Annotated in this window: 9 protein-coding genes; 5 read left to right on the forward strand and 4 right to left on the reverse strand. The window is 65.3% G+C overall.

The annotated features are described in order from the left end of the window. A partial coding sequence (gene ppsA / locus PVW46_RS15840) for a phosphoenolpyruvate synthase (protein ID WP_274576598.1) occupies positions 1–1,889 on the forward strand: 1,889 nt, incomplete at its 5' end. A 54-nt stretch (positions 1,890–1,943) separates the two neighbouring features. On the opposite strand, the gene PVW46_RS15845 is transcribed toward ppsA, so the two are convergent. Next, positions 1,944–2,411, reverse strand: coding sequence for an Lrp/AsnC family transcriptional regulator (locus PVW46_RS15845; protein ID WP_043137321.1), 468 nt, complete (start codon positions 2,409–2,411; stop codon positions 1,944–1,946). A gap of 124 nt (positions 2,412–2,535) precedes the next feature. On the opposite strand from PVW46_RS15845, the gene PVW46_RS15850 reads away from it, so the two are divergent. Both PVW46_RS15850 and PVW46_RS15855 read left to right on the forward strand, forming a co-directional pair. Continuing rightward, entirely contained in the window at positions 2,536–5,967 is a 3,432-nt protein-coding gene (locus PVW46_RS15850) for an indolepyruvate ferredoxin oxidoreductase family protein (protein WP_069210864.1), read from the forward strand. Between the two features lie 79 nt (positions 5,968–6,046). Beyond that, positions 6,047–8,083, forward strand: coding sequence for an FAD-dependent oxidoreductase (locus PVW46_RS15855; protein WP_069210865.1), 2,037 nt, complete (start codon positions 6,047–6,049; stop codon positions 8,081–8,083). Between the two features lie 9 nt (positions 8,084–8,092). Here PVW46_RS15855 and PVW46_RS15860 read toward each other — a convergent pair whose 3' ends face one another. Continuing rightward, the gene (locus tag PVW46_RS15860; RefSeq protein WP_139132392.1) at positions 8,093–8,842 is read right to left on the reverse strand and encodes a hypothetical protein; all 750 of its coding nucleotides are present in this window, start codon (positions 8,840–8,842) and stop codon (positions 8,093–8,095) included. A 141-nt stretch (positions 8,843–8,983) separates the two neighbouring features. Between PVW46_RS15860 and PVW46_RS15865 the strand changes: the two genes are divergently transcribed. Continuing rightward, positions 8,984–11,470 carry a chemotaxis protein CheB gene (locus tag PVW46_RS15865; RefSeq protein ID WP_274576601.1) on the forward strand — a complete coding sequence of 829 codons (2,487 nt, stop codon included), beginning with the start codon at positions 8,984–8,986 and terminating at the stop codon, positions 11,468–11,470. Here PVW46_RS15865 and PVW46_RS15870 read toward each other — a convergent pair. Then, positions 11,451–11,894, reverse strand: a complete 444-nt coding sequence (locus PVW46_RS15870) for a response regulator (RefSeq protein WP_069210868.1) — start codon at positions 11,892–11,894, stop codon at positions 11,451–11,453. The two genes, PVW46_RS15865 and PVW46_RS15870, sit on opposite strands and share 20 nt — an antisense overlap. 209 nt (positions 11,895–12,103) lie before the next feature. Here PVW46_RS15870 and PVW46_RS15875 point away from each other — a divergent pair, with 209 nt between their 5' ends. Then, on the forward strand, positions 12,104–13,129 hold the full coding sequence (locus PVW46_RS15875; RefSeq protein WP_069210869.1) for a Fe(3+) ABC transporter substrate-binding protein: 1,026 nt from the start codon (positions 12,104–12,106) through the stop codon (positions 13,127–13,129). 62 nt (positions 13,130–13,191) lie between these two features. On the opposite strand, the gene PVW46_RS15880 is transcribed toward PVW46_RS15875, so the two are convergent. After that, the gene (locus tag PVW46_RS15880; RefSeq protein ID WP_069210870.1) at positions 13,192–13,665 is read right to left on the reverse strand and encodes a cupin domain-containing protein; all 474 of its coding nucleotides are present in this window, start codon (positions 13,663–13,665) and stop codon (positions 13,192–13,194) included. Between the last annotated feature and the right edge of the window lie 81 nt (positions 13,666–13,746).

Below are 13,746 nucleotides of genomic sequence, written 5' to 3' on the forward strand. Positions count from 1 at the left end.
TGTTCACCGACCGGGCGATCACCTACCGCGAGATCAACGGGTTCGATCACCTCGACGTGGCACTGTCCATCGGCGTGCAGCTGATGGTGCGGTCGGATATCGCCGGGTCGGGGGTGATGTTTTCCATCGACACCGAAAGCGGGTTCGACAGAACGGTGCTGATCAACGCGGCCTGGGGGCTGGGCGAGAACGTGGTGCAGGGGGCGGTCAGCCCGGATGAATACCAGGTCTACAAGCCCTTCCTGGCCCGGCCCGAGCTGATGCCGATCACGCACAAGGCGCTGGGCGCGAAAGAGATCAAGATGATCTACGGCACGGGAGACGGCGCGGCGACGCGCAACGTGCCGACCTCGAAGGCGGAGCGCGAGAGTTTCGTGCTGTCGGATGCCGAGATCCTGGAACTGGCCCGCGCGGCGGTCGAGATCGAGGCGCATTATGGCTGTCCGATGGACATGGAATGGGCGCGCGACGGGATCGACGGGCAGCTGTACATCGTGCAGGCGCGGCCCGAGACGGTGCAGTCGCGCCGGGGCGCGGGCGCGATGAAGACCTACAGCCTGGGCGCGCATGGCGAACGGTTGTTGAGCGGGCTCAGCGTCGGCGGGGCGGTGGCCTCCGGCGAGGTCATCATCATCGAGAGCGCGGCGGACATCGACCGTTTCGTCGACGGGGCGGTGCTGGTGACATCGACCACGGACCCGGACTGGGTGCCGGTGATGAAACGGGCCGCCGCCATCGTGACGGATCACGGCGGGCGCACCTCTCATGCGGCCATCGTCAGCCGGGAACTGGGCGTTCCGGCGGTGGTCGGCACCGGCAATGCGACCCATGTCCTGCACGATCAACAGCAGGTGACGGTCTCCTGCGCCGAGGGCGAGGAGGGGGTGATCTACGCCGGCCGGGCCGAGGTGACGGTGGAGGAACTGGACCTGGCCCATGTCCCCGAGACCCGCACGCAGGTCATGCTGAACCTCGCCAACCCTTCGACCGCGGCGCGCTGGTGGCGGTTGCCGGCGGATGGGGTCGGGCTGGCGCGGATGGAATTCGTGGTCTCGAACGAGGTCCGGGTGCATCCGCTGGCACTGACCCGCTACGAGCAGGAGGTGTCCGAGGACGACCGGGCGGCGATCGACGCGCTGACCAGGGGCCATGCGGACCGGACCGCCTATTTCGTCGAGACGCTGGCGCGGGGATTGGCGCGGATCGCGGCGGTCTGGCATCCGCGCCCGGTCATCGTGCGGATGAGCGATTTCAAGACCAACGAATATGCCGACCTGCTGGGCGGGCGGGCCTTTGAACCGCAGGAAGAGAACCCGATGATCGGGTTCCGGGGCGCCTCTCGGTACTACTCGGAAGGGTATCGCGACGGGTTTGAGCTGGAATGCCGGGCGATCCGGCACCTGCGCGAGGGGATGGGCTTTGACAACGTGGTGGTCATGATCCCCTTTTGCCGCACGGTGGGCGAGGCGGACCGGGTGCTGGAGGTCATGGCGGCCCAGGGGCTGGAACGCGGCAAGGCGGGGCTGGAGGTCTACGTCATGTGTGAGATCCCGTCGAACGTGATCGAGGCCGAGCGGTTCGCCGAACGGTTCGACGGGTTCTCCATCGGGTCGAACGACCTGACCCAGCTGACGCTGGGCATCGACCGGGATTCCGAGGCGCTGGCCGAGCTGTTCTCGGAACGGGACCCGGCGGTCTTGTGGATGATCGAGACGGTGATTGCCAAGGCGCGCAAGGCGGGGCGCAAGATCGGGCTGTGCGGTCAGGCGCCCTCGAACGATCCGGGGTTTGCGCGGCTGTTGGTGCAGGCGGGGATTTCATCGATTTCCGTGACGCCGGACAGCTTCCTGGCGGTGAAGCGGAACGTGGCAGAGGCGGAGGCGGGCTGAGCGGCCGGTGGACGGCGCATGCGGTGGGGCGTCCGCTTGCGGGGGCGCCGGGTTTCAGGGGGAAAGGGGGACCTCCGTCCCCTGCTTGATCCGGCGCAGGACAAACATCGTGGCGGTGCCGGCGACGTTTTCATGTTCCAGAACCCGGCGCATCAGGATCGATTCCAAGTCTGCGATGTCGCGCACCACGAGGTGCAGCAGGTAATCCCATTCGCCGGAGATCGAGTAGACCTCGGTGATGGCCGGTTCCGCCTCCATCGCGCGCTGGAATTCGGCGCGGGCGGCGGCGTCCTGGGATTTCATGCGCACCTGCACGAAGGCATCCATGCCGCGCCCCACGGCGGCGGGGTCGACGTGGCGCACCGGCGGGCCGATCACGCCGCGATCCTCCAGCGCGCGCAGGCGGCGCCAGCAGGTCGCCGGAGAGCTGTTCACCGCCTGTGCGAGCTCCTGCATGCTGCCCGAGGCGTCCTTTTGCAGGACGGCCAGGATGCGACGGTCGAGATCCGAGAGTTGAGGCATTTCGTTCGCTTTTGGGCCTGAGAGTGAATGGTTCACTGCAAGATGTGACCCAACACTGAGAGATTGGAAGGTCTTTTTCAGCAGAACAGGTAAAAATCCCCCGATCCGCGACAGGGAGGATGCCATGACGGACCAGACGCCGATTCTGACCGATTACGCCTTGGAAAACCGTTATACCCGCACCGAGGGCCGGGTGTTCCTGACCGGGACGCAGGCGATCCTGCGGATCGCGCTGGACCAGGCGCGGCGCGACCGGGCGCGGGGGCTGGACACGCGGGGCTATATCTCGGGCTATCGCGGCTCTCCGGTGGGCGGGGTCGACCTTGAGGTGTCGGGCCATGCCAAGCTGGTCGAAGAGGCCGGGATCACCTTCCTGCCCGCGATCAACGAGGAACTGGGCGCGACCCAGATGATCGGCACGCAGCAGGTGGAGACCGACCCGGACAAGACCTGCGAGGGGGTCTTTGGCCTGTGGTACGGCAAGGGGCCGGGGGTGGACCGGGCGGCGGATGCGCTGAAACACGGCAATGCCTACGGATCTTCGCCGCATGGTGGCGTGCTGGTGGTGGCGGGGGATGACCACGGCTGCGTGTCGTCGTCGATGCCGCACCAGTCGGACGTGGCCTTCATGAATTTCTTCATGCCGACGCTGAACCCGGCCAACGTGGGTGAGTTCCTGCCATTTGGCGAATGGGGCTACGCGCTGTCGCGGTTCTCGGGCATGTGGGTCGGCTTCAAGGCGATTTCCGAGACGGTGGAATCGGGCATGTCGGTGGACTTGCCCGCCGACCGGGCGTTTGTCGCGCCGGACTACACGCCGCCCGAAACCGGGCTGCATTACCGCTGGCCCGACCTGCCGGGGATGCAGATCGAAGAGCGGATGGAGGCCAAGAAAAACGCCGTGCTGGCCTTTGCCCGCGCCAATCCCATTGACCGGGCGGAATGGGGGCACGAGGCCCGGTTCGGCATCGTGACCACCGGCAAGGCACACCTGGACACGCTGGAGGCGCTGCGCCTCCTGGGCATCGACGAGGGTGTCGCGCGCGAGTTGGGCATCGACCTTTACAAGGTGGGCATGGTCTGGCCGCTGGAGGATCGCGGCGCGCTGGGCTTTGCGCATGAAAAGCAGGAACTGCTGGTCATCGAGGAAAAGCGCGGGATCATCGAGAGCCAGCTCAAGGAATATTTCTACGATTTCCCCGGGCAAAAGCCCGAACGCATGGTCGGCAAGCGCGACGAGCACGGCGAGCGGCTGATCCCCTGGACGCATGAATTGGGCGCCGTGATGCTGGCGCGGATCATCGCGAAACGACTGGACCTGAATCTTGGCACATCACTCACGGAACGTGCCGAGGCGCTGGTGCCGCCCCCGAACCTGATCGAGGTGCCGGGGGCGGCCCGCACGCCCTTTTTCTGCTCGGGCTGTCCGCACAACACCTCGACCAAGGTGCCCGAGGGCAGCCAGGCGCTGGCGGGGATCGGCTGTCACTTCATGGCAAGCTGGATGAACCGCAACACGACCTCGCTGATCCAGATGGGGGGTGAGGGCGTCAACTGGGTCGCGCGGTCGAAGTTCAACGGCAACCGGCACGTCTTCCAGAACCTCGGGGAAGGGACCTATTATCACTCGGGCTCGCTGGCGGTACGGCAGGCGATTGCGGCGGGGACCAACATCACCTTCAAGATCCTGTTCAACGACGCCGTGGCCATGACCGGCGGGCAGGTGGTGGACGGGCCGATATCCGTGCAGGCGATTGCGCAGACGGTGCTGGCCGAGGGGGCGAAACGGGTGGTTGTCGTGTCCGATCATCCCGAGCAGTTCCGCAAGAGCGATTTCCCGGCGGGGGTCGAGATCGAGCACCGGCGTGAGATGGACCGCGTGCAGCGCGAATTGCGCGAGATTCCCGGGACCACGGTGCTGATCTACCAGCAGACCTGCGCGACAGAGAAACGCCGCCTGCGCAAGCGCGGCAAGATGGAGGACCCCAAGCGGTTCGCCGTCATCAACCCGCTGGTCTGCGAGGGCTGTGGCGATTGCGGCGTGGAATCGAACTGCCTCAGCGTCGAGCCGCTGGAGACGGAATTTGGCCGCAAGCGGCAGATCAACCTGAACTCCTGCAACAAGGATTTCACCTGCCTCAACGGCTTCTGCCCCAGCTTCGTGACGGTCGAGGGGGCGACACTGAAGAAGGGGCGCGGCGTGTCCGAGGCACAGTTGACCGAGAAGGTGGCCGGGTTGCCGGCGCCGGTTGTGCCGTCGCTGGACAAGCCCTGGGATATCCTGGTCACTGGCGTTGGCGGAACGGGTGTCGTGACCGTAGGCCAGTTGATCGCGATGGCGGCGAACCTCGAAGGGCGGGGCGCCAGCGTGCTGGACTTCATGGGCTTCGCACAGAAATTCGGGCCGGTGCTCAGCTACCTGCGGATGTCTTCGCGCCCCGAAGAGGTGAACCAGGCGCGGATCGAACCGTCCTCGGCGGACGCGCTGATCGGCTGTGACCTGGTGGTAAGCTCTTCGCCCAAGGCCTCGGTGACCTACCGGGCGGGGCATACGCGGGCGGTGGTGAACACGGCCCTGATGCCGACCGGGGATTTCACGCGCAACCGCGATGCGGATTTGAAGGCGGGCGAGCGGCTGGCGCGGATTTCCGGGGCGGTGGATGGCAAGGCGCTGCAATCGCTGGACGCCAATGCCCTGTCCGAGGCGCTGCTGGGTGACACCGTCTTTGCCAACGTCCTGATGCTGGGCGCGGCCTGGCAGGCGGGGCTGGTGCCCCTCACCGAGGCGGCGCTGATGCGGGCGATCGAGCTGAACGGGGTCAAGCCGGAGCTGAACAAGCAGGCCTTTGCCTGGGGCCGGGTTGCCGTGACCGATCATGAGGGCGTCGCGCGGATCGCCGGGATCGAGGCGCGGCCCGTACAGACGCTGGAGCAGATGATCGACCGGCGGGCGGATTTCTTGGCCGACTACCAGAGCCGGCGCTGGGCGCGGCGCTATCGTGACGACCTGCAAAAGGTGATCGAGGCCGAGACCCGCGTGGCGGGCGCGCCGGGCGCCCTGTCCGAGGCGGCGGCCAAGGGCCTGTTCAAGCTGATGTCTTACAAGGACGAATACGAGGTTGCGCGGCTGCATACGCAGACAGGTTTCTTGGACGGGTTGAAGGACCGTTTCGAAGGCGAGTTCACCGTGCGCCACCACCTTGCGCCGCCGATCCTGTCCTCGGGCACGGATGCGCGCGGGCGGCCTCTGAAACGAAGCTTTGACCCTTGGGTGCAGGTGGCCTTTCGCCAGCTTGCGCGGATGAAGCGGCTGCGCGGTACGGTGTTCGACCCCTTTGGCCGAACTGCCGAGCGGCGCATGGAACGGGCGCTGATCGGGGAATACCGCGACTTGCTGGATCGGCTGGTCAACGGGCTGACGTCGGACAACCGCGACGAGGCGGCCCGGATCGCCGGGCTGGTCATGGAGATCCGCGGCTTTGGCCCGGTCAAGGAGGAGGCCACGGAAAAGACCCGCAAGGCGATTGCCGAGGCTATTACGCAGTATGCTGCCTAAAATCCTTTAACCGACCGCGCGTTTGGGTTATCTCCGGTGCAGGACGCCCGTGGCAGGGGCGAGGAGAGGAGCCTTGACCATGACTACCGACAGCCCCGTTACCGTCACCCGCGAAGGCGACCTGGCCTGGGTGACCATCGACAATCCGCCCGTCAACGCCACCAGCACGGCGGTGCGCAAGGGTCTGGCCGAGGCTGTGAACGCGGTACAGGGTGCGCGTGTCGCAATCCTGACCGGTGCGGGGCGGACCTTTGTCGCCGGCGGGGATATGTCGGAGTTCGACGCGCCGCCCGTGGAACCGCATCTGCCCGATGTTGTGCAGATGATCGAGGACAGTGAAACGCCCTTTGTCGCGGTCCTGCACGGCACGGTGCTGGGCGGCGGGTTCGAGATCGCGATGGCCTGCGCCTGGCGGCTTGCGCAGGCGGGAACCCGGTTCGGTCTGCCAGAGGTCAACGTGGGGCTGATCCCCGGCGCCGGCGGTACGCAGCGCGCGCCACGCCTGATCGGGATGGAGGCCTCCATCGACATGGCGGCCTCGGGGCAGATGCTGGATGCCGCGACGCTCAAGGCGCTGGGCGGGCTTGATCTTGTGTTCGAAGGGGACTTGCAGGCGGCGGCGCGGGAGTTTGTGGCGGCTCTGCCGGAGCGGCCCTCTAAAGTGTCGGAACGGGTGACAGAGCCGCTGGCGGCCGACGCGCTGGAGGTCAAGCGCGAGGCGGTTTTGAAACGCGCGCGCGGGCAGATGTCGCCGCTGTTGAACATCGACGCGCTGCAATGGGCCTATCTGCCCTTCTCCGAAGGCCAGCCCAAGGAACGCGCCCTGCACCTGGAGTTGCGCCAGAGCGCCGAGAGCCGCGCCCTGCGGCATGCCTTTTTCGCCGAACGCGAGGTGGCCCGCCCCAAGGCGGCAGCGGGCGCCGCGCCGCACGACTTGCAGCGCATCGCGGTTGTCGGCGGCGGGCTGATGGGTGCGGGCATCGCCACGGCGAGCCTGGGCGGTGGGCTTGAGGTTGTGCTGATCGAGCGTGACGCCGATGCGGCGGCAAGCGCCCGGGACCGCGTGGCCGGGCTGATCGACGGTGCCGTGAAACGCGGCAAGCTGAGCGAGGCCAAGGCGGCAGAGCAGAAGGCACGGTTCACCGCGACGGCGGACTACGCCGATGCGGCGGGTGTCGACCTGGCGGTCGAAGCGGTGTTCGAGGATCTCGAGGTCAAGCGCGCGGTGTTCCGGCAACTGGCCGAGGTGGTCTCGCCGGAGGCGATCCTTGGCACCAACACCTCCTACATCGACCCGCGCGAGATTTTCGAGGGCATCCCGAACCCGGCGCGCTGTATCGGGCTGCACTTCTTTTCGCCCGCGCATGTGATGAAACTGCTGGAGATCGTGGCGCTGCCCGAAACCTCGGCCGAGGTGCTGGCGACGGGGTTTGCCTTTGGCAAGCGGCTGCGCAAGGTCTCGGTCCTGGCGGGGATCTGCGACGGGTTCATCGGCAACCGGATGCTGGCGGAATACCGGCGCGCGGCGGAATACATGCTGGCCGACGGCGCGCTGCCGCAGGAGGTGGACGCCGCCGCGCGCGAGATAGGCTTTCCGATGGGACCGTTCGAGTTGCAGGATCTGACCGGCCTGCAGATCGCCTGGGCCAACCGCAAGCGGCAGGCGGCGACGCGCGACCCGGCGCAGCGTTACGTGACCATCGCCGACCAGCTGTGCGAGATGGACCGACTGGGCCAGCGCAGCGGAAAGGGCTGGTACGACTACGTCGAAGGAGATCGCAAGCCACGTCCCTCGGCCGAGGTCGAGACGGTGATCCTGGACTATGCGCAGGCCCAGGGGATCACACGCCGCGGTTTTGACCGCGAAGAGATCGTGACGCGTATCCTGGCCGTCCTGGCCAACGAGGGCGCGCGCATCGTCGAAGAGGGCATCGCCGAGAGTGACGCTGCCGTCGACATGGTGCAGATCCACGGTTACGCCTTTCCGCGCTGGCGCGGCGGGCCGATGCAAACGGCGGCTGAACGTGGCTGGACCGAGGTCGGCGACACCATGCGGCGTCTGGCCGGGGAAAGCCCGGACAGCTGGGTGCTGAGCGACCGTGCCACTGGCAGCTGACCGCCCCGGTCAGCCCTTTGGCGCGTCGTGGTGGCCGTGCAGGATGGCCCCATGTTCGCCCCGCACCGACCGGCCCGAGGAGTCCCAGCGGATGTCCCGGCTGGGAATCGTGCCGGGCGAGCTGAGCGAGAGTGGCCTTTGCTGTTGGCCGATGGCGGCGCGCCTTTGCGGGGCGCTCTCGATGAAACGGGACAGCAGGCCGATGTAGTCCGACAGCTCGTCCCGCTTGGCGCGCATGGTCTTGATGCGGGCGGCCAGAACGCGGGAGTCCGCCTCTGTCAGGCCGTTTTCCAGGATGTGGTCGAAGATCTCGAGCGCCGGGTACAACAGGTCGCACAGCACCGGCAGGGCGATGTCGTCAATGTTTGGCGGGGTCTCGTGTTCGCAGCGTAGTCCCGGCCCAAGGACGTGACAGAGATCCCCTTCGGCACGGACAAAACGCACGCTGGCGGTTCCGCTGCCGGTCGGGTCAATCCGGGTCAGGATGCGCAGGCCATGCAGTGTCAGCTGACGCAGCTCCAGTTTGAAGCCGGACCGGCTGTTGACCGCGGTGTCCTTGATCGCGGCAAGTTCGGCGTCGAGGATCCTGGCAAGTTCGGGCGCGAAGACATCCGCAAGCGGGCGCGGATCGTCGAGCAGCAAGCGCTGACTATGGTCGTGGTGCCGCAACCGGACGTTCACGACGCACCAGTCCTGCCCGTGGGCGGACTTGCTGAGCCAGGCTTCGATCGTGCTCGGCGACGATGTGGCTTCGGGCACGCACAGCTCCTGCAATTGCACCTAGGGGGTTCCTTGTTCACCTCTTGTAAAGCGTTTAACCCCAGATTTGGTTAACTATGGGTAAAGGAAGGCGCCGCTGAAGCCCTGGTGCCACAAGCCGGGCCTATTTCGGATCGACTCATGAGCATTTCCAGGGATGTTGAAACGGTTGTTGGCATTGCCGCCTCGGCAGGCGGGTTCGAGGCCATGTCCCTGCTTGCCCAGCATCTGCCGGCGGACGCGGGCTGTGCCTATGTCCTGGCCCAGCACCTGTCCCCCCACCACGAAAGCGTCCTGCCGACCCTGCTGTCGCGCGAGATCCGGCTGTCGGTGAAGGCGGTCGACCAGTCGATGCCGCTGGAGCCGGACACGATCTACGTTCCGATTCCCAAGTTCGACCTGGTGGTCGAGAACGGCGCCGTCCACCTGCGCCCGCCCTCTGGCCGCGCGGCAGAGCCGAAACCCTCGGCGGACCGACTTTTTTCTTCGATTGCAGAGCATTACGGAGAGAGGAGCGTCGGGATCGTCTTGTCCGGCACGGGCAGCGACGGGAGCTATGGCGTACAGGCGATCCGCGAGGCGGGCGGTATCACCATCGCCCAGGACGCGGCCTCGTCCCGCTATGACACGATGCCCAATTCGGCGATCGAGACAGGCTGCGTGGACCTGATCCTGTCCCCTGGCCAGATCGGCGATCAGCTGGATGCCATCCTGCGCCGCCCGCGCGACCTGTCGGGGCTGCAGGCGCAGATGGAACAGCCCACGGAATTCGATGATCTTTATCACCTGTTGCAGGTGCGCACCCGGGTGAATTTCCGCAACTACAAGGAAAAGACCGTGGGCCGGCGCATTCAGCGGCGCATGATCGCGCGCGGCTTCGAGGATTACGGAGCATACGTACAGTTTTGTCGCGACAATCCCGAGGAGCTGGATTCGCTGTATCGCGACCTGCTGATTTCAGTCACCCGGTTCTTTCGGGACCGCGATCAGTTCGACGCGCTGGCCGATGCCTTGCGGGCCTATGTCGAACAGACGGATCGCAGGCCGATCCGCATCTGGGTCCCCGGCTGTGCGACGGGCGAAGAGGCCTATTCCATCGCCTTCATCCTCTGTGACCTGCTGGGGTTCCCCAAGCGCGACGAGGCCCGCGCCTTTCAGGTCATCGCGACGGACCTGGATACGCAGGCCCTGGCCCGCGGGCGCGCCGGTGCCTACCCGATCAGCGCCGCGGCCGACATGCCGCAATCCATGACCGAGGCCTACTTCACCCAGCATGACGGTGTCCTTCGGGTGCGGCAGGAAGTGCGCAACCTGATCCTCTTCTCGCAGCACAACGTCTTTCAGGATCCGCCGTTCAGCGACATCGACCTTGTCAGCTTTCGCAACACGCTGATCTATTTCAACACAACCCTGCAGGAAAAGGTGATGTCCCGCCTGCTGTATTCGATGCGTCCGGGCGGGCTGATGTTCATCGGAACCTCCGAACATATCGGCGCGCTGGAACCCTATTTCGAACGGGTCGGCGAGGGCATTCGCCTGTTCCGCAAGCGCCGGGGCGGAACGCTGGACCGAAAGCCGCTGGAACGGTTCGGAATGGCGATCAGGGCTGACACCGGCAAGGGCGGTGACAGGTCGCATGTCGTCCCCAAGCCGCTGGAGGACAACGAGGTCTTCGGCACCATCGCGGCATCCGTCGCGCCGATTGGGTTCCTGGCCAACGAACAGAAGGACCTGTTGCGCATCTTTGGTGACATCAGCCCCTTTACCACCGTGACCGACGACGTGCGCGGGCGGCTGACCACCCGGATGCTGAAGTCCGAGATCGCCTCGGAGGCATCCAGCCTGATCCCGCTCTGCCTGAAGCACGGCAAGCCGCGCAACGGCGTCTGGCGAGAGATGCCGGGCCGTGGCTTCAACCGGGTCCGCCTTCGCGGGTATCCGATCAAGGCGGACCGCCCGGTGACGCAGGGGCGGTTGGTGCTGGTCTCGATCGAGACGGATTTCGTCGAAGAGACGGTGCTGCCGAACCAGGCGGATCGCGAGGCCTCGGACTACCTGGCCTATATCGAGCGGGAGCTGGCAGACGCGCGCGAGGCGCTGCAGATCACGATGGAGGAATTGCAGACCTCGAACGAGGAACTGCAGTCCACGAACGAGGAACTGCAGTCGACCAACGAAGAGCTGCAATCGACCAACGAAGAGTTGGAAACCTCGAACGAGGAACTGCAATCCACCAACGAGGAACTGATCACGGTCAACGAGGAACTGTTGATCAATTCAGAGGAGCTCAACCGTCTCGTGGCCGAACAGGCCGCGATCCAGGCGGCGCTGCCGATGCCCCTTTTGGTGCTGGACACGCGCCTGAACATCAAGAGCGCCTCGCGCAACGCGATCCAGCTGTTCGCCCTGACGGAACACGGAACCCATATCGGTCACATCAGCCAAGTGAACCTGCCGGTCGACAGTTTTCCCCGGCTGGTCGAGATCTGCAACGAGGTGCTGACCCTGCAAAAGACGCGCAGCGAGACCTTTGATTTCGACGGGGTCGTGCAGGAACTGCGGGTGGCGCCCTATTTCCTGAAGGGCGCCGAACTGGCTGGCCTGACGATCACCTTGCAGAGGGCCTGACCGGCGGCCCGTGGTCGGCGGTCAGCCGGGCGACAAGCTCCAGCAGGTGCGCCGGGGGAAAGGGCTTGGCCAGGATCTCTGTCGCGCCAAAGCTCTGTGCCGTGTTCAGCAGGTCCTTGGTCCAGTAGTTGTTCACGGCGCCGGACATGGCGATCGCGGGAATCTCCCTTGGCGTCTTGAAGGGGCGCGACGGCGATTGCTGGCGCAGCCGGGTCAGGAACAGCAACCCGCCGTCCGGCGACAGGGCGCCATCCACCATGATCAGGATGTCGACGATGACCAGGTCGATTCGGCGGTTCATGACGATCTCGAGCGCGGCCTCGCCGGAGGGGGCGATGGTCACGCTATGCCCGGCCTCGGTCAAGCTTTGCCCGACGAGGTCTGCAAAAAGCGCATCGTCCTCCATGATGACGATTTCGGCCATGTCACTGAATTCCCTGTCCTGCACGTCCTTTTAGTATCCGAGTTGGTCAAGTATTTGAATGCGAATGTTTATATGTGATCCGGGGTCGCGCCTTCGGCTTGGGGCATGGGGACACTCGCCAGTGTCGAAATCCGCCGAGACCGCTTGCATCCGCAGCCGGAACCTGTAATTGACTAAAAGAGTAAGGATTTAATCCAAGGGAGAAACGTATGACCCTCAAGACTGGACTCGGCGCCGCAGCGCTTGTTGCCCTGGCCGGGCTGACCCCGACGGCGGGCATCGCTCAAGGCGAGGTGAACATCTACTCGTCGCGCCACTACGACACAGACGAGCGCCTGTATTCGGACTTCGAGGATGCCACCGGCATCACCATCAACCGCATCGAGGGCAATGCCGACGAGCTGATCGCGCGGATGCAGGCCGAGGGCCGCAACTCGCCTGCCGATATCCTGCTGACGGTCGATACCTCGCGCCTGGAACGGGCCAAGGACGCCGGTGTCCTGCAGCCGATCGAGAGCGCCGTGCTGGAAGCACGCGTGCCCGGCTACCTGCAGGATGCGGAAAACGAATGGTTCGGCTTTTCGCAGCGTTCGCGCATCATCTTCTACGACAAACAGGACGTGACAGAGCCGCCGGCCACCTACCAGGATCTCGCCGATCCCAAGTACAAGGGCCAGGTCTGCATCCGCTCGGGCACCAACGCCTACATGCAGACGCTGCTGGCCGCGCTGGTCGAGCACATGGGCGAAGAGGCCGCGCGTGACTGGGCCGCGGGTGTCGTGGCGAATTTCGCGCGTGATCCGCAAGGGGGCGACACCGACCAGCTGCGCGGCATCGTCTCGGGCGAATGCGACGTGGTTCTGTCGAACACCTACTATTTTGCACGCGCGATCCGGACCGAGGTCGACGGCCTCAGCGACAGCCGTGACATGATCGGCTGGGTTTTCCCGAACCAGGATGGCACCGGTGCCCACATGAACCTGTCGGGTGGCGGCGTGGCCGCGCACGCGCCCAACAAAGAGAACGCGATCAAGTTCCTCGAGTACCTGGCCAGCGACCAAGCGCAGAAATATTTCTCGGCGGGCAACGACGAATACCCGGCCGTCCCGGGCGTGGGCCTCAGCCCCTCCGTGGCCGAACTGGGTTTCTTCAAGCCCGATGACGTGAACCTCTCGGCCGTGGCCAAGCAGATCCCCACCGCCCAGAAAATCTTTAACGAGGTTGGCTGGAAGTAATTTCAGCCAGTGTACCGAGTGGAAAAGGCGGGGGAGACCCCGCCTTTTTTTCGCGCGCCCGCCTATTCCAGGGGTGGGCCGGTGAAGATCTGGCCGAACTCCTCGGAGATGCGGTTCAACTCATCCATGTCGTCGGGCAGTTTCAGGTGTTTCGTCGCTTCGAAAAAGCCTTCAAACCCGCCGGGTGCAACGATCACCAGGATCTTGCCACCTTCTTCGCCGGTCAGGCGGAAGGTGTGATCGACCCCCTTCTGGACAAAGGCGGCCTCGCCGGCCTTGACCAGCATCACCTCGCCGTCTGCAAGGAACTGTGCCTCGCCTTCGAGAACATAGAACGCCTCTCCGGCGTCGTCGTGGATATGGCGCGGCGGACCGCCCGGGCCGACGAAATGCGTGGTGAACATGCCCATGTCGCCACTTGTCATTTCCTTGTCGAGCAGGACGTGCACTGTCGATCCGTTCCATTCGATCGGGTCATGGGCCAGGGCGGGACAGGCCAGGGCCGCGACGGCGGCTGCAAAGAACGGTAATCTCATCTCTTCCTCCAAATCATGTGGCGGCGCGCCCTTGTTTTGCGAAACGAGCCGAATTGACGTAGGGTAAGATTTAGCCAGCCA

The sequence above is a fragment of the Mameliella sp. AT18 genome (genome assembly GCF_028807275.1).
Lineage (GTDB): Bacteria > Pseudomonadota > Alphaproteobacteria > Rhodobacterales > Rhodobacteraceae > Antarctobacter > Antarctobacter albus.

What these genes read in the sequence shown, in the direction of transcription:
- PVW46_RS15845 (WP_043137321.1), bottom strand. Translation starts at nt 2,411, where the DNA reads ATGCCTCAACTCTCGGATCTCGACCGTCGCATCCTGGCCGTCCTGCAA.
- PVW46_RS15850 (WP_069210864.1), top strand. Translation starts at nt 2,536, where the DNA reads ATGACGGACCAGACGCCGATTCTGACCGATTACGCCTTGGAAAACCGT.
- PVW46_RS15855 (WP_069210865.1), top strand. Translation starts at nt 6,047, where the DNA reads ATGACTACCGACAGCCCCGTTACCGTCACCCGCGAAGGCGACCTGGCC.
- PVW46_RS15865 (WP_274576601.1), top strand. Translation starts at nt 8,984, where the DNA reads ATGAGCATTTCCAGGGATGTTGAAACGGTTGTTGGCATTGCCGCCTCG.
- PVW46_RS15870 (WP_069210868.1), bottom strand. Translation starts at nt 11,894, where the DNA reads ATGGCCGAAATCGTCATCATGGAGGACGATGCGCTTTTTGCAGACCTC.
- PVW46_RS15875 (WP_069210869.1), top strand. Translation starts at nt 12,104, where the DNA reads ATGACCCTCAAGACTGGACTCGGCGCCGCAGCGCTTGTTGCCCTGGCC.
- PVW46_RS15880 (WP_069210870.1), bottom strand. Translation starts at nt 13,665, where the DNA reads ATGAGATTACCGTTCTTTGCAGCCGCCGTCGCGGCCCTGGCCTGTCCC.